Genomic DNA, 17,077 nt, shown 5'->3' with positions numbered 1-17,077 from the left:
GATTACCCGTCGAGTCGGGGCGATGGGAGGGACTACTTGCAGTCCCGATTTTCGATGGCCCCGTCGGGCATGGTGGTGTTGCAGAACAACACCATACTGCGGTTAACGCCGCGCAGGTTGGCCCCCGTCAGGTTGGCGTTTTTCATATTGGCGGATCCTAGGGTCACGCTCAGCATCACCGCATTGGAGAGGTTGGCACCAGAGAGATCGGCATCTTCGAGGTTGGCCTGGGTCATTTCGGCCCCAGACAGATCGGCCCCAGCTAGGGTCGTCCTCAACAGGTTGGCCCCGTTCATGCGGGCATTGGCCAGGTTGGCCCCGGTCAGGTTTGCCGATTCGAGGTCGCTCAGCATCAGGTTGGCCTCGTGCAGGTCGGTCTCAACCAGGTTGGCCTTTACCAGCACCGCAATTTTGAGGTTGGCATTGGCCAAGTCGGCCCCGTGCAGGTCGGCTTCGTTCAAAATACAGACGGGACATTCGTTGGTTTCTAGCAATTTTTGAACATCCTCTGGGATGGCGGCGGCGGCGGGACTGGCCCCCATCCACCACAGCATGGCAACCAATCCAAGGATGGCAAAGAGACGTTTCATAGCCGTTATCAAGGTTCTAGGGTCATGGCTATTGTCCCACCCAACGACCAGCCTGGGACGCCTGGGTTTTGCCCCTGGGTGTGGTTAGGGACTCCACCCAAGCCAGCAACCTAGACCCATTGGCCCAGGAACCAGAATTGCTCGGCCCCAGGGTTAGGGCGACAGGGGGGCCAGTAGGGCAACACTCCCCGCTGGAGGCTGTCGCTGGGGGGAATGGGCAAATCTTGGGCAATGCAGAGGGCCGAGAGCGATTGGAAAAACCGTGGCCCATGGCCAACGCCCTGGGCCACGGCATGGGCCAGTTCGTGGACGACCAAGTGGGGCCAATCGGCGGGCAAGATACGACTGGGATCGACAATCAGGGTAATAGGGCTGGTTTGTAGATTACAAAACCCATCCACACCCACCTTAAGGGCGATGGGGGCGGCCACAATCTGCACCACGGGACGTTCCTCTGGGCGCAACCCCATCAGCAAGGTATCGAGCATCTGGTGGAGCCGTTGATTAAGCTGGTGAATCGAGGTGCCCATGGCCGTGAGGGTGGCCAAGTGCTGATCCTCAGCGTTGGTGAGGGCAATCCAATCGGCCTGTATCGACTGTTGGCGCACCCAGCGCAGGTATTCATTGGCCCGCACCACCGGATCAACATCGGGTTCAGGATCACTCAGCCACGGGTGCGCGGCCTCCGACGCATCAATCATGGCAATGGCGCAATACGGGCAGATGATGAACGATGATTAAACCTAGATTAAACTTGACGGTCAAACACCTTGGGGGCATAGGCACTGCACCCATCGCAAGGCCCCATGGGGTTGATGGCGCAACGGAGGTAGGGCGAACGCGCATTGAGATCGCAGGTGATATCGCCAATCATGTAGCCCATACCGTCCACATAGTGCAGGTCACCATCCCCCTCTAGCAGACGGGTGAGGCTGCGGTGGGATGGCCCCTGGCTAACGGGGGCGCAATCCTTCTCGGCCCGATCTTCGCGAATGCTGAGATAGGCGGAGATGCAGGCTGGCGCAAGACCGACAACAAAAATGAGGACGATAATCAGCATAGATAGGGACAAACAGATTGGCAGAATTATCCTACCCTGCCCCGCAGGCATCCTTGTTTTTCGGCCAGAAGATTGGTACGTTGCGTTGCGTTCCTTAGTGTTTTGTAATGTGAAGTAATTTCTAAGCAAAATAGCGATCCCTTTGTAAGCGATCCCTTTGTATCCCTTTGTATAGGTGAAAGAGCGTCTATGGTTAGGCCGGTAGAAGTCATTCGCAGGGAAATTGAGAGTCTCACGGAGGCGACGGTGACCCTGGCGGCGGAGTTTCGCCGTTTATACTCCGGCTACCTAGACAGTCTAGGGGTAGCGGTGCAGCGGCAGGTGGTGATGGCGACCTACCACCTCTGTACCCAGGTGTATCCCGAAGGCTTTTTGGCCCTGTCCGTGTCTCAGCGGGAGAAGCTTCAGCGGGATGTCCGCCACCTAGGACGGTCGGCCCAAACCCAGTTGGGGCAGCTTCTAGAGTCTGTCCCGAACGCCCCCGTCCCCGTCGATCCCCGTGTACTGTCGCAGCTTCCCAGTTTGCCCGGTGGCCCAGATTTGGCCCTGCGGTTTCTGCCAGGAGAGGTCGCGAAGGCCGTTGATAATCCCGATTTCGATCATCCCGACCCTAGTAATCCCGACCCTAGTAATCCCGATCTCGAACATCCTGATTCCGATAACCCCGACCCTGAGCAGAGTCACCCTAGCGATTACGCCGCAGAGGCCAACAGTCAGGAGGATGCAGCCCAGGACAAAGCAGATTCAGACGCAGAGGATTCAGATGCAGAGGATTCAGATGCAGAGGATTCAGATGCAGAGGATTCAGATGCAGAGGATTCAGAGGAGATACCGCTACCGTCGCTGCTGAAGTCGATGGTGATGGCGGCCCTAGCCGAGGAGATGGGGGAAACCTTTGGGGCTCCGCTGTTTACAGGGGACGACATGACGCCAACTCGCCTTGCCAAGCAGCATATTTTCCTAGAGCAGCAAATTCGCGATATTCTCCAACACCTCTCTAAGCAGGTGAACCAACGACTTCAAGAAGCCCAGGTAATTCCTAACCTGCCGGAGGCGGTTTTGGATGCGGCCTCGGAAACCGAGATGGGGCCAATGCGGGGGCGAGCCGTGCCCAATGTGCTGAGTGTGCTGGTGGCCATGGCGGGCAACATGGACGAGTCCCTGGAGGAGGACGACGACGACCGGGATCGTTTGGATGACGAGAACGAAGGCGAGGAGGACGATGACGACCCTAGGGAAGGCATGATGACCCACCTAGCCGCCGTTAACCTGCGCCTAGCCGATGTGGAATTTGCCGATGTGCAAGCCTCCATGGGCCGAAGCAAACTGCGCACCGCCCTAGGACACCTGCGCAAGGTGGGCAAACAATATCAAAAAGTACAGCGCGAAATGTCCATTGCTGAAGCCGAGCAGGCTTGGCGTACCGTCTGGTATGACGAATCTTAACCCCGGTCGATCAAGGTTACTTTCGATAGACTAGAAAAGATATTGCGATACACCGTTTAAGGAAGCAAGACATCATGGGCTTATTTGATCGGGTTAGCCGAGTGGTTCGCTCTAACCTCAATGCCGCCGTTAGTGCAGCGGAGGATCCTGAGAAAATCCTCGATCAGGCCATTGTTGATATGACAGAAGACCTGGTACAAATGCGCCAAGCCGTGGCCACCGCCATTGCCAGCCAAAAGCGCGTGGAGCAGCAGTACACCAAGGCCAGCAACGAAGCCAACACCTGGCAACAGCGGGCTCAACTGGCTCTGCAAAAGGGCGATGAAGAACTGGCCCGCCAAGCCTTGCTACGCAAAAAGACCCAGGCAGAAACCGCCATGGCTCTCAAGGCCCAACTCGATACCCAAAGCGCCACGGTGGATCAACTCAAGCGCAACCTGATTGGCCTAGAAAGCAAGTTGGCCGAGGCCAAGACCAAGAAGGACATGCTGAAGGCCCGCGCCAGTGCCGCCAAGGCTACCGAACAACTACAAAGCACCACCAGCAGCCTCAATACCAGCAGCGCCATGGCCGCCTTCGAGCGCATGGAGGAAAAAGTCCTGCAAATGGAGGCGAAATCCCAAGCCGTGGCAGAACTGGCCGGGGCTGACCTGGAAAGCCAGTTTATGTCCCTCGAAGCCGGGGGCGATGTGGATCTAGAACTCGCCGCCATGAAAGCCCAACTCTCTGGCGGCACGGTGGATCAAGGTCAACTGCCCGCCGGAAACACCACCACCACCCCCCAGGACACGGCGGTAGTGGATGCCGAACTGGAGGAACTCCGCGCCCAGATCGACAACATCTAACCCTTGTTGCCGCACCATTCCGTCCCCCCGGCCAAGCTACGACGTACCCAAATTTTGCCGCTAGTTGCAAAATCCTGGGCGATCCCCCTAAATCCCCCTTAAAAAGGGGGACTTTGATTTCAATTCCCCCCTTTTCAAGGGGGGCCAGGGGGGATCTTTCTAGAGCATGGTCTATAGCTAGGCCTTGTGTGTACTGAGTAGCCCTTGCCGAGGGGTTTCCCCGTAGGGGCAAGGTCTCCTTGCCCTGTTCTACCTACGCCCGCGCCATTCGGCTGATGTGTCTCTGATATCAGCGGGCGAGGAGACCTCGCCCCTACGGTTGGCTGGATTGGGCACCGGGTTTTTGAGGACGGATGGGGTCTAGACATTCCTAGGCTTTATCGGGAACGTCATCGGCATTGGCGGTGCGGTCGCGGCCATGGGATTTGGCCCAATACAGGGCTTGATCGGCTCGATCCAGCAGTTGCTTTGGATCTTCGCCATGGCGGGGAAAGCAGGAAACACCTAGGGAAACGGTCAAGGGTTCGATGGGTTGGTCGTTGTGGGTGAGGGTGAGGTATTTGACCGCCCGCCGGACTTTCTCGGCCCGCACCATCGCCACATCTAGGGGGGTGTCGAACATCACCATACAGAATTCTTCACCCCCATAGCGACACACAATGTCCTGGGATCGAACATGGCCCCTCAGCAAAATACTCAGATCCTTGAGCACCTGATCGCCTACGAGATGGCCAAAGGTATCGTTAATGGCTTTGAAGTGATCGATATCAAGCAAAATCAGACTGACCAACGGTTGGCGGTTGGTGGTTTGGCATAGATTTTGCAACACCGCTTCCATGGGGCGGCGGTTTAGTAGTCCGGTGAGGGGGTCGTGGGTGGCCTGGGTTTGTAAGTCCTCCAGCACCAATAGGCGCTGCATAACGTAGAGAATATGTTCCGATAGCTTTTGGATCAGCGTGGCTTGAACCGGGCTTGGCCCCCCCTCTAGTTGGGTCACCTGGAGCAGACAGGTGGCCTGGTTAGAGTGCCCCAGGACGGTGCAAGTGATGTTGAGGTGGGTGGACGGGGTATCCAGGGTATCGGTGGAGATGAGGTGGCACCGGGCACAGATCCCCAACTGAGGAGAAGGGGCCGGATACGTGACCAGCGGGCACTGCTGAAAGATCGCCTTCATGTGGGGATCTTGCCCCCAGTGGGCCAGCACCTTCGCCTGGGAGGGTGTGCCGGAAATAAGCACAAGCTGCCCCGCTTGGTGTGGGAAAAAAGGCGGTAGGTAATCCCCTAGCAGTTGACCGAGGTGTTCGTAGGAGAGACAAGCTTGAAGTTGGGCCACCAGGGCCACCAGGCTCGGCAAGCGAGGGGTAAAACGGCTTTCGCTCACCGGACGGGGTGGGTTAATCGACACCACACGGGACAAAAAATCTGGGCTGGGCTGTTCGGGAAGGACGGGCTTGTCTGGAATCTCAATCTGGGAGGGCAAGGGGGGCGGCACCAGAGCGGCGGGCAGCGGCGCAGTCCGCAGGCACAGCATCAACTGCTGACTGAGATAAGCCAGGGTTTTGACCTGAGCCACCGCCAGAGATTCCGCCACCATGCCCGGAACATACAGCGTGAAGTAGACAGAGGTGTTGGGGGGGTGAATTCGACCTACCAGGGCCGCCTGGGAATTGACCGCCTGGGAACGGTCGGATTGGGGGTCGGCTTGGGGGTCAGTTTGGGGGTCAGTTTGGAGGGCTGTCTGAGGATCTGTCTGGGAACCGGAGGGGCTACCGAGAGGACGGTCTCGGTAGATGGTGCCGAGGGAGAGGGCGGCGGTAATGGGAGCCAAGGCGGGCAGGGGTTGTTCCAACATTTGGCGCAGCACCACCTGGGTTATGGGGCCATAACTCAGGGCTCCAGTGCTGTAGGGCCGAGATCCCACCTGCACCGTGAGCGCCACCTGCGGTACCTCTAGGGTGAGTGCCGTCAGCTTTAGGAAGTTGCGCAGCGCTGGGTAAGCATCCCCAAGGGCCGCAGGATGAGATTTAGTCATGACAGGGAAAGCGTCGGCAAGGGGCAAGGGGCGAACTCAGCGATGAGGTCATGCTAGACCAAGACAACACAAACCTAGCAACGATATAGCTTGATTGTTCCTAGCCTAGAACCGTTCTGACCCTAGTGGGTCAACCTGATCTGAATAACCTTTGCTATATGATGGCTAGGGACACCCCCCTTCACATCCGTTACGGTACTACTGTGGATTTCACCTTGCCCCTGGCTCAGCGTATGCAGCCCCTTCAAGCCAACGTGTTTGCCGATATGGATCGGGCCAAGGCTAAGGCAAGGGCGGCAGGGCAAACCATCATTGATCTTTCCCTGGGATCCTCAGACCTGCCCGTCGCTCCCCATATTACCCAGGCCATCGGTGAGGCGCTGAGCGACACTAGCACCCACGGCTACTGCCTTTTCTCTGGCACCCAAGCCTTTCGGGAAGCCGTCGCCCAGTGGTATACCGCCAAATTTGGGGTGCCCGTCGATCCCGAAACCGAGGTGCTGCTACTGATTGGTTCCCAGGAAGGCACCGCCCACCTGCCCCTCGCCATCCTCAACCCTGGGGACTATGCCCTGCTGATGGATCCGGGATATCCCTCCCATGCTGGGGGAGTGTACCTCGCAAACGGCAACATCTACCCCATGCCCCTGCGAGAAGAAAACCAGTTTCTGCCCCGCTTTGAGGATATCCCCCCAGAAATCCTCGCTCAATCCCGGCTGATGGTACTCAGCTATCCCCACAACCCCACCACCGCCACCGCCGATTTAGACGTTTGGCAGCGGGCCGTCGCCTTTTGCCAGCAGCACCGCATCGTCCTCGCCCACGATTTCCCCTACGCCGACCTCACCTTTACTGGAAAGCCAGCGGTCTCCGTCCTCCAGGCCGACCGAGACAAAACTGTCTCCATCGAATTTTTCTCCATGTCAAAGTCCTACGGCATGGGCGGTTTTCGGCTGGGCTACGCCATTGGTAATGCCCAGTTAATCCAAGCCCTTCGGCAAATCAAAGCCAACGTAGACTTTAACCAATACCCCGGCATCCAACGGGGGGCCATCGCCGCCCTTTCCGGCCCCCAAGACACCGTGCAGCACATGATCGACACCTTCCGCCAGCGTCGAGATGTCGCCATCGCCGCCCTACACCGCCACGACTGGGAGGTTCCCGCCCCAGAGGCCACCATGTACCTGTGGCTGAAGCTGCCCCACCCCTGGGCCGAGCGTTCCATCGACTTTTGCCTCAAGCTAGTCGAAGCGACAGGCGTAGCCCTAGCCCCCGGAGTCGGGTTTGGCCAAGCCGGAGAAGGCTATGTGCGGATGGCCCTAGTACATCCCCCCGCAGTATTAACCGAGGCCATCGACCGCATGGTGAGCCTGATTTAGCCGTAGGAGGGGCACCGCCTACCACCCAGCTCAGTTCTAGATCCCCTACCCGCTATGCCGAGAGATGAGGTCGGGGAATCATGCTTTCTAAGGCTAGTTGTAGATCGCTGGTCAGGTTGGCGACGGCCTGTTTGCGCCCTGCTTTGTAGTCCGACCAGCGGTCGCTGACTGAGAGGGGTTCGCCGACGGTGACGGTGGCCACCTGGGGGCTAAGCTTAGGCCGGGGGAAGGGATTTTCGCCCTTAATCAGCCACACAATATCCCGCACGATCATCAGGGTTTCGGCAAAGCGTTCGGCGGTGGGGCGTTCTCGCACGTATTGTCCGGTGACGGCCACAAAGTTTTCCACCAGCCGCATATGCCACATCCGCAGACTGGCTTCCTCGGCCTCTCGGTCGGCCAAACCACGGGCCACCGCAGAGAGGGGCTGATCGTCTCCCAATTCCTGACGAAAAATGCGCTCCCAGCCCGCCTGTTCAATGCGACGGCAGCGGTCGATCATACTGCCACGGGGGGGCAGTTGAAAGTAGGTTTCGGCCACCTGCAAAGCCGTATCGCGCAACACCTCCAGCCGATCCGCAAAGGGGGCCGGGGGCGTGGCCACAGGCATTCGATACACCCGCTGATAGTAATCCTCCATTACCCCTAGCAGGTGTTCCCCCAGGGCCAGCAACCGTTGGTAGCGGCGCTGCATGATGGCATCGGTGACGATCAAGGCCGTCGCCCCCAGGTGAGCGGCCCCTGCCGTTTCCCCTGGCTGGGCAGATTGATCCTGAGTTGCCGACAGCCCCGTTTCCTGCTCCAGTCGGTCGAGCCATTGATCCAACCGTTCCCATGGAGGCGGTGTGTATTGATAGGTGATGCCCACCGGAAGCAGCGAAACCTGCTCCGAGCGTCCGGCCTGCCGCACATCCTCCACGCACCAAAAGCCCATCTGAGCAATGCCTGGTTCTAGGGGGCTGACCAGTTCGGTGTGGCCGTTGTTGCCGCCCTCTGGAGCCGCCGCCATGGGCCATTCCCCGTTGGCAAACAGGTGGCGGGCCGAGCGCAATCCCTGCCGATCCAGCTTGCCTCGCTGAATGGGGGTGCCGCCTAGGCGCGAGTAGAACCCGCCCACCCAATCCCCCGCCCATAGGGGAATGCCTCGGTCATAGATAAAATGGGCGTGAACCGGGTAATCCAGCGCTACCCCTAGCTCCTTCGCCCGCCGGGGCACGTCGTACCACAGCAGATGGGCCATACAAAAGGCATCTTGGGGGCTGGGATGGCGAAAGGCCAGCAGAAAACGATGCTTCTGAGCCTGGAAATCCCGCATCAGATACACCAGCGGATCGACGTTGCGGGACTCCACCCGCTGCAAATTTTCTCGCCAGCGCAGCCAGTAGGGTGTGAGCCATTGGGTCGCCCTCAAAACGGCCCGACTGGGCTGGGGCGGCAAAAAACGCAGGGGCGGCTGGGCTTGCTGAAAAAACTGCACGGCGGGGTTCAACCTCTAGGCAAGGGGGCGAGGGGCGGATACCCGATGTTATACCGCCTTGGCGACTAGTTGGAGATAGCTCACCGTCATCGGCGGGTAAATTTCAATCGGACAAACCGTAGGGGCGAGGAGACCTCGCCCGCTGATACTGTGGGTAAATAAGCCGGATTTAGCATAAGTCGATTAGTCTGAGTTATGGGGAAGGAGAGTAGGGATGTGGTAATTTCTAGCTCACCGCCCTATTTCTCCTCATACCAACCCTTTACAAGACAGGCTTCCAGCCCTCTCTCCTCAAGTTGTGTCCTTGTACCGTGAGAACAAGTCTCTGACCTGCCCCGCAGATAGACAAGATGGCCTTTCTACATTGAGTGCTCGATCTGCCTAGGATAGAGGGGCCATAGCCTCTAGAGTTTGTAGGTTGGGTTCAACGAAGCGCAACCCAACATCGAGAAGTGGTCTTGGATGCTACCCGATCAGCCTACAATCTGAAGCATTGTTCAGTGCCTCACACCTTTAAAATTTTCTTGGCATCATTTAGGCGCAATATCACTTCATATCGATCTGGATATAGTTCATTAACAAAACGAATCAGATCATCAGCAGTACAAGGTTTTTGAAAGCCACCATTCCATGCGTGGAATTCATTATGAATTTCCTCACTGAGCGTAATCAAATTATCTAGACAAGTCGCCACATGAGGATAATGCGCCTTGGAATAAATGTGGTGAGCGGAGATATTGATTAATTGGTTAAACTTGTCACGCTTTTTCCCAGTAATCTGGCAAGTAGATTTATCCCTAGATTTTGCTTTTTTCATCGCACTCTTGACTTCTTCCTCGAAAGCAGTTTGCTTATCAATAATCAGCTTGAATGTTTTCTTGCCAACGATTTCAATGGCCTCGCACCAGCTTCGCCGATCTTTGACTGTCAAAGTTGATCCTAAATGGTTCGAGATTTTATAGAATCCTGATAGAGAGTAGTATCGAACACCGTCAATATCATCAAAATCCTCATATATTTTCAGAGGATTGGATGTTTTTTTGATATCCTCGAAAGCCTTATTGAATCTTGCAGGACTTGTGCAAAGAATATTGACGATATCTTTTTTGGATAAAAAGTGACGATTATTTCTGACGGTCAGAGAGCTACAATTCTCTTGAATTTTTCGACTAATAAAAGCATTACGAATTTTCTCCTTGTGTTTGGTCAGGAACTCTTTGATAATGTCCCAAAAGCTTTTTTGAGCGTTTTCATCCATGTATTTGGCAATAGCATAGGCACCTTGTTCAGAGAAAAGGCGAATTCCTATGCTTTTGTTAATGAAGATGAAGTGATTATTTTCCTTAAGCTCCCATTGATCGTTCGGATCAGAATCAAAGAATTTGATGACTTCATCAAGCTCTTGATGACTAATTTCTAGAACTTCTGCAAGCTCTGTTTCCTTAATCGTGAATCCTGAGTTCTTGTATGTCATGACTAAGCTTCCGCACTAATGCTCTTGTACATAATAGTGATTGCATCAAAGATTTTTGGATCACCAGTTTCTGAATTGTCAGGATGATAAATCTTGCTAAGATCTCGATAGGCGATCTTGATATCTTGCGGTGTGGCAACACTGGGATCTAGTCCAAAAACCTGCCAGGGTCTAAAGTAGTTGAAAATGTTGATGCCATTAATGCATCCATAACCTTGCTGGTTTTCTTCTCCTGGAAGAATACCGATAAACTTGCGATAGAGAATTTCCCACCCCTCTTTCTTAGCAAGATTCAGGCTATCCATTCCATCGATAGCCATTTTGAAAGATCCTGAATTTTTAAGCTCAGGGGTGCTTTTGACGTGAAAGTGTTTGTAAATTACATCCTTGAGTTGGGCTAAAGTCAATGGCTTTATCTTGGCAGGCTTAGGTTCTTTTTTCTTGTGGTTCTCAATAACGAATAGGGCAAATTCCTCAAGGAACTGACTTGTTAATCCATGTTGCTCTGATAGTCGTGAAATTTCATCTTTGACATAGGAATTAAGCTGAATGGGTACAGCTTCCTTCTTGGTTGTCCTAGATTTTGACTGGGTTGTACTTCTAGATCTGCTGGGCATGATTTTTACGGAGAGTAACGGTATGGTTCTCTGGATGCAGCCTTAGCGCCACGGACACCTGACTGCCCTTGGCTAACGCTGCTAGCTAGAGTGTTCCCGTTTTTTTCCCAGAATCACTACCCACACTAAAAATTTATTTTCTATGGAGTACCCGCTTTAGTAGTTCTCATGAACTAAAAAACGGCCATAGAAGTGCTGTTCCCAGACGCAAGAATGCCAGGAAGGCCAGCCAGATATCTACGTTTTCAGGTCAAGCCCGTATTAGGGCGAGTGAAGCGCCCTTCAAAGGGGAAGGTGCATTAGCCTTTGAAGGGCTTTGTATTTGCTCAACCTGGCGGTAGCGCTAGTTCCAGCGACGGTATCATAGCGATAATTAGATATCAGCACTTTCCATCCGGTCTAAGGCATCTGATAGCACCATGCGCAGCCTCTCTATCCCCTACCCCGACGACTTACTCATCACCTCAGGTAAATCGCCCCAAGCGCTTGAGGTTGAGCTAGCTTTTTTGCTCGCCGTCAAACTCTTCGAGCTACACCGCCTCTCTCTAGGCAAAGCCGCCACCTTTTGCGGTATGGACAAACTCCGGTTCATGTACGAACTAGGGCGGCTGCAAATACCTGTCATTAACCTAGACAACGACCAAATCGCCGACGAACTCCGCGATGACTAACACTGCCATCGTTACCGACAGCAGCCCCCTCATCGCCCTGGCCATCATCGAGCAACTTGACCTACTGCCTCAGCTCTTTCAGCATGTTTTTGCCCCGCCAGCTGTTTGGGATGAAGTCACCGTTAGAGGAATGGGTTTACCAGGGGCACAGGCTGTGAATCAGGTGCCATGGCTAACAATTCAAGCCCCAGAACCAGCCATGTTAGAACCCTTGCTGATCTTGGTTGATCGGGGTGAAGCCGAAGCTATTGCTCTGGCCCAAGCCATCCCCAATAGCACCGTGTTACTAGACGATGCCCAAGCCCGACGGGTTGCTGAGCGGTTAGCTATCCGCCGCATTGGCACCTTAGGTATTTTGCGCCGCGCCAAGAAAGCAGGCTTGATACTGGCGTTAAAGCCCTATATTCAAACCATGCAGAACAACGGTATTTATATTCGCTTTAGTTTGGTTGAGGCTGTGCTGCGAGATGTAGGTGAAGTTAACTGATGCGCCAATACGTCTACAACCTCTTCCAGGCTTTACTCGACGAAGCCAGCAGAGTTTTCTAGCTGCCCTTATCACCCGCAGGCATCAAGAGATTGAAGACCTCTTGTTTTACCAAGACTGCAAAGCCGCCAAAGACGAAGGCTTTCTGTCTGATCCGGAAACCCAGTCGTTTGTCGCTACCCTGCCGTAATGAAGTACAGCTTTTTCAAAAGCCGTAGTAGGGTGAGTGAAGTGCTATTCAAGGGGAAGGTGCATTAGCCTTTTTGGGCTTTGTATTTTTCTTTAAATAGCGCCTGCTGAATGTTGTGATCAACGATGGGGGTGGGGTAGCCTAGGTGTCCACAAATGGGTTGAGGGATGTTTCCGGTGACGAGTACTTGGGTATCGAGGGATCGTAATTCGGGCACCCATTGGCGGATGTAGTCGGCATCGGGGTCGAACTTTTGGGCTTGGCTGGCGGGGTTGAAGATGCGTAGGGGTTTGGAATCCATACCGCTGGAGGCGCTCCATTGCCAGCCGCCGTTGTTGGCGGCGAGGTCGCCATCCACCAGGGTTTGCATGAAGTATTTTTCGCCCCACTGCCAGTTGATGATCAGGTCTTTGGTGAGGAAGCTGGCCACAATCATGCGGCAGCGGTTGTGCATCCATCCAGTTTCGTTGAGTTGACGCATGGCAGCATCCACAATCGGGTAGCCCGTGCGGCCTTCGCACCAGGCGGCAAAGTGATCGGCGTTGTTTTCCCAAGGGAAAGTGTGCCACTGAGGGCGGTAGGGGCCATCGGCCAGGGTGGGGAAGGCATGGAGAACATGTTGATAGAACTCGCGCCAAGCCAGTTCCTGCTGCCAGGTTTGAACCTGTTGGCGGGCCTCATCGCTGCGGCAACGGTCGTAGGCTTCGGTGGCGGCGGCCCACACGGTACGAATGCCAATTGCCCCAAACTTCAGGGCGGCACTGAGGCGGGAGGTGCCCTCCACCGCTGGAAAATTGCGCTGGTCGTCGTAGGTGCCAATCAGGCGATCATCGTCGCAAAATTCCGTCAGCCTTGCTAGGGCGGCTCGTTCTCCCGGCTCAATGGGGAAGCCCTGATCCCACCCAAAGCCGAGATCCTGGGCGCTAGGCAGTGGAAGGCAGCCCGCCGCCTGGGCCGATTGAAGCTGGGCCTCGCTGAGGGGCGTGAACCCGCTGGGGGCTGGTAGGGGATCGGCCTTGGCCTGCCGAATCCAGTTTTTCCAAAAGGGGCCGTAGACGGTGTAGGGTTGGCCTGCCCCGGTGAGCACTTCCCCCGGTGCGTGGAGCAGTTGATCCCAAAAGCGCGTCTCAAAGCCCACGCCGATTTCCTTTAGGGCGTCCACCACGGCCTTATCCCGCTGGCGAGAGTAGGGTTCGACATCCCGATTCCAGTACACCGCTGCGGCCCCCAATGCCTGGGCCAACGCAGGCATTGTCTGGGTCGGATCGCCCTGGATAATCACGAACGATCCACCTGCTTCGGCATAGCGCTGCTCCAGTTCTGCCAGACAGCCGATCATATAGGCCACCCGTGCCGGAGCCACGTCGTCCCGTTGCAGCAGGCCCGGATCGAGGCAAAACACCCCGACCACCTGGGGGCTGCGTTGCCGTGCTGCCGTCAGGGCCAGATTATCGGCCAAGCGCAGGTCGCGACGATGCCAAAAAAGGATTAAATCTGCCATTAAAAAAGCTCGAAGCGCAGGAATGCCGGGTTACAGTATAGTCCTGAATTCGGCGTCCTCGCAGGGGGTGCATGGCCTTGGGTCTGCCCCTTGCGACCGCTATTCCCAGGAGATCTCACCATGCAGCAAAACAAACTGATCATCACCAGCACCTTCCAGGGCTACCTTACGTTTTTGGCCGAAACCCAGCCCAGTCTCTCCCCAGAGGTGGCTTGCCAAGTGGCGGCAACTCTCACCCAGGCGGAATTTAGCCTGCAAATGGCCGACAACACCCGCAAACAGTAATCCTTGGCGATCTTGGCTAGGGCTCGTCCCCAAGGGTTTTCAGGAAGGATAGGGAAGCAGTCAATTGTTCAAAGTCCCTCTCCCAAGTTGGGAGAGGGATTTAGGGTGAGGGCGGCGGGGACGAGCAACAGCCCTTCGCCGTCCTTGATCTCGAACCGCTGGAGGGAATCGGGGGCTAAACCAGGGGTTGCCAGGGCCACCTGCCACTCGTTGAGGTCAAGCTGAAGCCAGTCGCCTAGGGTGACGGTGACAGGGTCGCCGCCCATGTGGGTGATCATCACCACCGACTGGGGCACGGTTGGGGAATTGGCCTGGGGATTGGTCTGGGAACGGGACTGGCCTAGCCCGCCTTCCTCCAGGGAGCGATCCTGGGTGCGATGGCCGTAGAACAGGGTGTAGGTGGATTCGCTAATGCGGTTGAAGCGATCACTGCCACTGAGGTTTTGCCGCAACCAGGGCCGATCCCGCCGAAATTGGCGCAGGGAGAGGAAAAAGTGGGCCAGGGCAGGATCAAGGGTATCGGCGGAATGCACCACATTGCAGCTATCGTGGCCATCTTCCATGAAGGCCATGGCGAACTGCTTGAGGCGAGGCACATCTAGGTTAGCCAAAAAGTCTGGCAGTCCGGGCTGATTGATATCCCTCAGGGCGGGTAGGGCACAGGTTTGATGATCGGCCCCTTGGCCGAGGCAACCCTGGCAAATCTGGGCGACGGCTTCGAGGTCGTAGTCGGTTTCCACCATGGCCGCTTGCAGCGCCTTGGCAAACCCCTTGAGGGCCGTGAGGTTGTCAAATCCTAGGGCTTTGAGTTGGGGAAAGGTATCGGGCTGGGCGTAGAAGTCTGGCTCAATTTCCCAGTCTAAAAAGCCCACTTCTTCGGCCACGACTTTGACACCGTAGCGGTCGTCGGTGTTGCGGAAAAAGCCCCAGGGGGTCTCCAGGCTGGCGTTGAGAAAATCCATCGGCAGGCCGGGGCTAAAGCCATAGACCCAGAGCAGGGTGGCCGGATTGTTATAGGCTCGGTTCAAGGCACGGGGTAGGGTGTCGCCCAGGTTCCAGTTGATGTCGGCGTTGAGGTCAATTTGGTTGCCGCGCCGCACGGTGTCGTGGTTGCCGCAGCCCGTGATCCAGTGGTCGCCCTGGGTAATCACTTCGCAGACTCGCGGCCATTTGTAGTCCCAAAACCCCTTCAGGGTGGGGGTGTTGTGGGCAAACACCAGCGGCCCCCACTGGAATGATCCCGGCTTGGCCTCCATCAATTCGCGGTAGGTGGATTTTTCCTCCCAGCCCTCCTCTGGCCAGGGCCGACCATCCTCAAAAATGGTGAACATGAGCCGCTGGTGGCCTTGGATGTCTTGCACCACGTCACTCATGGCAATCAGGTACATATCGTCGTGTTCCACTCGCCCGCTGAGGGGGTTAAAGAAGCGGAAATCTTGCCCGCCATCCACCCGAATGCCATCCACCCCGGTGTTAATTTTGCGCCGCTGCATTTCTAGCAAAATCGCCCGCACCTGGGGCAGTTGGTGGTTGAGGTCTTGGCCATACATATTTGGCCCTTTGAAAAACTGCTGGGGCAACAGTTCTAGGGCTTGGTTATCCGCATGGCCATAAACTAGGTCGTAGATTACCTGAATCGGCCCCTGGGAAAAATTGTGCAGCGTCACAATCAAGTCCACCATTTCATCGGGGCGCAGGCTACCCAGTACGGCAGGATTAGTAGCAGCGGAACCCAAAATTGGCACATCGTAGCCCCAGTTTTGGGTGTTGGGTTGGCGTAGGGTGACGGTGAGGGTGGTGGGTTCGGCGTTGACCCTAGCAGTGGCGTGTTCCGCCTGGGGATTCCCAGCGTCGGGATTCTTATCGTCGGGATCTTCCGTATCGGGATCCTCGGCATAGTTAATGCCCACCACCGCAAAGAATTCGTGATCCAGGTTGGTATCTTCCCGCCGATATTCAATGGTCGGTTCCACAGGCAACAACTGTACCGCCTCGTAGCCCACGTAGGCCATTTCTGCTGGGGTGAGGTCGTCCCCCGCCGCTAGCTTGTCGGAAATGGTGCGGTAAATGCGGGTTAAGCCTTCTACAGAACCCTCTGGGCTGGCGGTTTTAACGTGGATTTGCAGAATGTTGGTCGGGGGTGACAGACGGGGAAGATCCCCATCCTCCCCAGGGACAGCGGTGCGATGGAGGTAGGACAGATCGGCCCGTTCTCGCTGGAGCCGATCCATGTCGTAGAGTTCTGCCGGGGCAAACACGCCATAGGGCAAGGAATAGGCCAGGGGATCGCGGATGGGATGCTCTCGCCCCTCCGGGTCTACATAGCGCAGCCAGTAGAAGCATCCCGCTTGGTCGCGGGTGCCTGCCGTCAGCCCCGCCACCACGGCCCACACGTATTCCCCCTGCTGCATCACGGGAATCCGATGCCGCTGAAAATCCACTGTTTGCTGGTCGGCCCGAAAGTCAATGGGCTGAAGCGGTACCAGAATCTCTAGCTCCAGGGTGCGCTCCGACTGGATCACCTCAGCGGCCAGTTCCGGCGTCCAAAAGCCAAATTCCGTCAACCCGTCGGCCCGATAGTGCGCCCCCAAACGCTGGGCATAGACCTGCCCCTGGTGAAAGATGGTGTCCTCCAGGTGGCCAACGGCTTCGGCCCAGTCCAGCAATTTCTGGGTTTCGCTCAGATCTAGGGATATCCCTTGTCTGGGGGTAGCCCACTCAGGCACGGACAAACCTAGGGTCGGGGAAGCAGGGATCGGGTTCACAGCAGGCTCGGATTAAGACAACGGCAGTTGGGTTGAGTCATCGCCTAGTCTAACGAGCCTCAACCGCCCAAGCCCTGAATTTACAAGGATTTATACCCTAGGGTAGATCTGAGGGGTGATCGACCCTCAGCCACCGGATAGATCTAAGGCTAAATCCGGCTTGTTTGCCCCCGGTATCAGCGGGCAAGGAGACCTCGCCCCTACGGTTTGCTGGGCTGGGAATCGGGATTATTCGATTAGGATTTGGTATAAGGCTAG

15 protein-coding genes are annotated in these 17,077 nt (G+C 56.1%); 6 read left to right on the top strand and 9 right to left on the bottom strand.

Annotation, left to right across the window (positions count from 1 at the left end; genetic code table 11):
• Positions 1-32 precede the first annotated feature (32 nt).
• The 3 genes from H6G62_RS02985 to H6G62_RS02975 form a co-directional block, all read right to left on the bottom strand.
• Entirely contained in the window at positions 33-590 is a 558-nt protein-coding gene (locus tag H6G62_RS02985) for a pentapeptide repeat-containing protein (RefSeq protein ID WP_190492623.1), read from the bottom strand.
• 110 nt (positions 591-700) lie between these two features.
• Positions 701-1,291, bottom strand: a complete 591-nt coding sequence (locus H6G62_RS02980; protein WP_190492622.1) for a hypothetical protein — start codon at positions 1,289-1,291, stop codon at positions 701-703.
• 47 nt (positions 1,292-1,338) lie between these two features.
• A complete protein-coding gene (locus H6G62_RS02975; protein ID WP_242051796.1) occupies positions 1,339-1,662 on the bottom strand; it encodes a DUF6464 family protein in 324 nt (107 codons plus the stop codon).
• A 177-nt stretch (positions 1,663-1,839) separates the two neighbouring features.
• Between H6G62_RS02975 and H6G62_RS02970 the strand changes: the two genes are divergently transcribed.
• Both H6G62_RS02970 and H6G62_RS02965 read left to right on the top strand, forming a co-directional pair.
• Positions 1,840-3,096, top strand: a complete 1,257-nt coding sequence (locus tag H6G62_RS02970; protein ID WP_190492621.1) for a hypothetical protein — start codon at positions 1,840-1,842, stop codon at positions 3,094-3,096.
• A gap of 74 nt (positions 3,097-3,170) precedes the next feature.
• Positions 3,171-3,941: a PspA/IM30 family protein gene (locus tag H6G62_RS02965; protein WP_190492620.1), complete on the top strand. Its 771-nt coding sequence runs from the start codon at positions 3,171-3,173 to the stop codon at positions 3,939-3,941.
• Between the two features lie 370 nt (positions 3,942-4,311).
• Here H6G62_RS02965 and H6G62_RS02960 read toward each other — a convergent pair whose 3' ends face one another.
• Positions 4,312-5,973 carry a GGDEF domain-containing protein gene (locus H6G62_RS02960; RefSeq protein WP_190492619.1) on the bottom strand — a complete coding sequence of 554 codons (1,662 nt, stop codon included), beginning with the start codon at positions 5,971-5,973 and terminating at the stop codon, positions 4,312-4,314.
• Between the two features lie 215 nt (positions 5,974-6,188).
• Here H6G62_RS02960 and H6G62_RS02955 point away from each other — a divergent pair, with 215 nt between their 5' ends.
• Positions 6,189-7,352 (top strand): LL-diaminopimelate aminotransferase, encoded by a 1,164-nt coding sequence (locus tag H6G62_RS02955; protein ID WP_190492649.1) that lies wholly within the window; start codon positions 6,189-6,191, stop codon positions 7,350-7,352.
• Between the two features lie 52 nt (positions 7,353-7,404).
• Here H6G62_RS02955 and H6G62_RS02950 read toward each other — a convergent pair whose 3' ends face one another.
• From H6G62_RS02950 to H6G62_RS02940, 3 genes are all read right to left on the bottom strand, one after another.
• The gene (locus tag H6G62_RS02950) at positions 7,405-8,829 is read right to left on the bottom strand and encodes a 1-acyl-sn-glycerol-3-phosphate acyltransferase (RefSeq protein ID WP_190492618.1); all 1,425 of its coding nucleotides are present in this window, start codon (positions 8,827-8,829) and stop codon (positions 7,405-7,407) included.
• A 505-nt stretch (positions 8,830-9,334) separates the two neighbouring features.
• On the bottom strand, positions 9,335-10,303 hold the full coding sequence (locus H6G62_RS02945) for a hypothetical protein (RefSeq protein WP_190492617.1): 969 nt from the start codon (positions 10,301-10,303) through the stop codon (positions 9,335-9,337).
• A gap of 2 nt (positions 10,304-10,305) precedes the next feature.
• Entirely contained in the window at positions 10,306-10,920 is a 615-nt protein-coding gene (locus tag H6G62_RS02940) for a J domain-containing protein (RefSeq protein ID WP_199324691.1), read from the bottom strand.
• Positions 10,921-11,339: 419 nt separating this feature from the next.
• Here H6G62_RS02940 and H6G62_RS02935 point away from each other — a divergent pair, with 419 nt between their 5' ends.
• Together H6G62_RS02935 and H6G62_RS02930 are read left to right on the top strand one after the other, a co-directional pair.
• Positions 11,340-11,591, top strand: coding sequence for a UPF0175 family protein (locus tag H6G62_RS02935; protein WP_190492616.1), 252 nt, complete (start codon positions 11,340-11,342; stop codon positions 11,589-11,591).
• Entirely contained in the window at positions 11,584-12,078 is a 495-nt protein-coding gene (locus H6G62_RS02930; RefSeq protein WP_190492615.1) for a DUF3368 domain-containing protein, read from the top strand. Before H6G62_RS02935 ends, H6G62_RS02930 begins: the two co-directional genes overlap by 8 nt.
• 254 nt (positions 12,079-12,332) lie before the next feature.
• Here H6G62_RS02930 and H6G62_RS02925 read toward each other — a convergent pair whose 3' ends face one another.
• A complete protein-coding gene (locus H6G62_RS02925; protein ID WP_190492614.1) occupies positions 12,333-13,769 on the bottom strand; it encodes an FAD-binding domain-containing protein in 1,437 nt (478 codons plus the stop codon).
• Positions 13,770-13,889: 120 nt separating this feature from the next.
• On the opposite strand from H6G62_RS02925, the gene H6G62_RS02920 reads away from it, so the two are divergent.
• Positions 13,890-14,054, top strand: a complete 165-nt coding sequence (locus H6G62_RS02920) for a hypothetical protein (RefSeq protein WP_190492613.1) — start codon at positions 13,890-13,892, stop codon at positions 14,052-14,054.
• A 68-nt stretch (positions 14,055-14,122) separates the two neighbouring features.
• Here the strand turns inward: H6G62_RS02920 and gghA are convergent, their stop codons facing one another.
• Positions 14,123-16,780, bottom strand: a complete 2,658-nt coding sequence (gghA, locus tag H6G62_RS02915) for a glucosylglycerol hydrolase (protein ID WP_347239275.1) — start codon at positions 16,778-16,780, stop codon at positions 14,123-14,125.
• Positions 16,781-17,077 lie beyond the last annotated feature (297 nt).

Origin of the sequence: Phormidium sp. FACHB-1136 (genome assembly GCF_014697375.1) — a bacterium.
Taxonomy (GTDB): domain Bacteria; phylum Cyanobacteriota; class Cyanobacteriia; order Phormidesmidales; family Phormidesmidaceae; genus Nodosilinea.
Note: the sequence above shows the minus strand (reverse complement) of the source record. Positions and strands in the feature narration are given on the sequence as shown.

Bases quoted from the DNA above. Each gene is read 5' to 3' on its own strand.
- H6G62_RS02980 (WP_190492622.1), bottom strand. From the start codon at position 1,291: ATGATTGATGCGTCGGAGGCCGCGCACCCGTGGCTGAGTGATCCTGAA.
- H6G62_RS02960 (WP_190492619.1), bottom strand. From the start codon at position 5,973: ATGACTAAATCTCATCCTGCGGCCCTTGGGGATGCTTACCCAGCGCTG.
- H6G62_RS02930 (WP_190492615.1), top strand. From the start codon at position 11,584: ATGACTAACACTGCCATCGTTACCGACAGCAGCCCCCTCATCGCCCTG.
- H6G62_RS02965 (WP_190492620.1), top strand. From the start codon at position 3,171: ATGGGCTTATTTGATCGGGTTAGCCGAGTGGTTCGCTCTAACCTCAAT.
- H6G62_RS02925 (WP_190492614.1), bottom strand. From the start codon at position 13,769: ATGGCAGATTTAATCCTTTTTTGGCATCGTCGCGACCTGCGCTTGGCC.
- H6G62_RS02985 (WP_190492623.1), bottom strand. From the start codon at position 590: ATGAAACGTCTCTTTGCCATCCTTGGATTGGTTGCCATGCTGTGGTGG.
- H6G62_RS02945 (WP_190492617.1), bottom strand. From the start codon at position 10,303: ATGACATACAAGAACTCAGGATTCACGATTAAGGAAACAGAGCTTGCA.
- H6G62_RS02940 (WP_199324691.1), bottom strand. From the start codon at position 10,920: ATGCCCAGCAGATCTAGAAGTACAACCCAGTCAAAATCTAGGACAACC.
- H6G62_RS02970 (WP_190492621.1), top strand. From the start codon at position 1,840: ATGGTTAGGCCGGTAGAAGTCATTCGCAGGGAAATTGAGAGTCTCACG.
- H6G62_RS02935 (WP_190492616.1), top strand. From the start codon at position 11,340: ATGCGCAGCCTCTCTATCCCCTACCCCGACGACTTACTCATCACCTCA.
- H6G62_RS02920 (WP_190492613.1), top strand. From the start codon at position 13,890: ATGCAGCAAAACAAACTGATCATCACCAGCACCTTCCAGGGCTACCTT.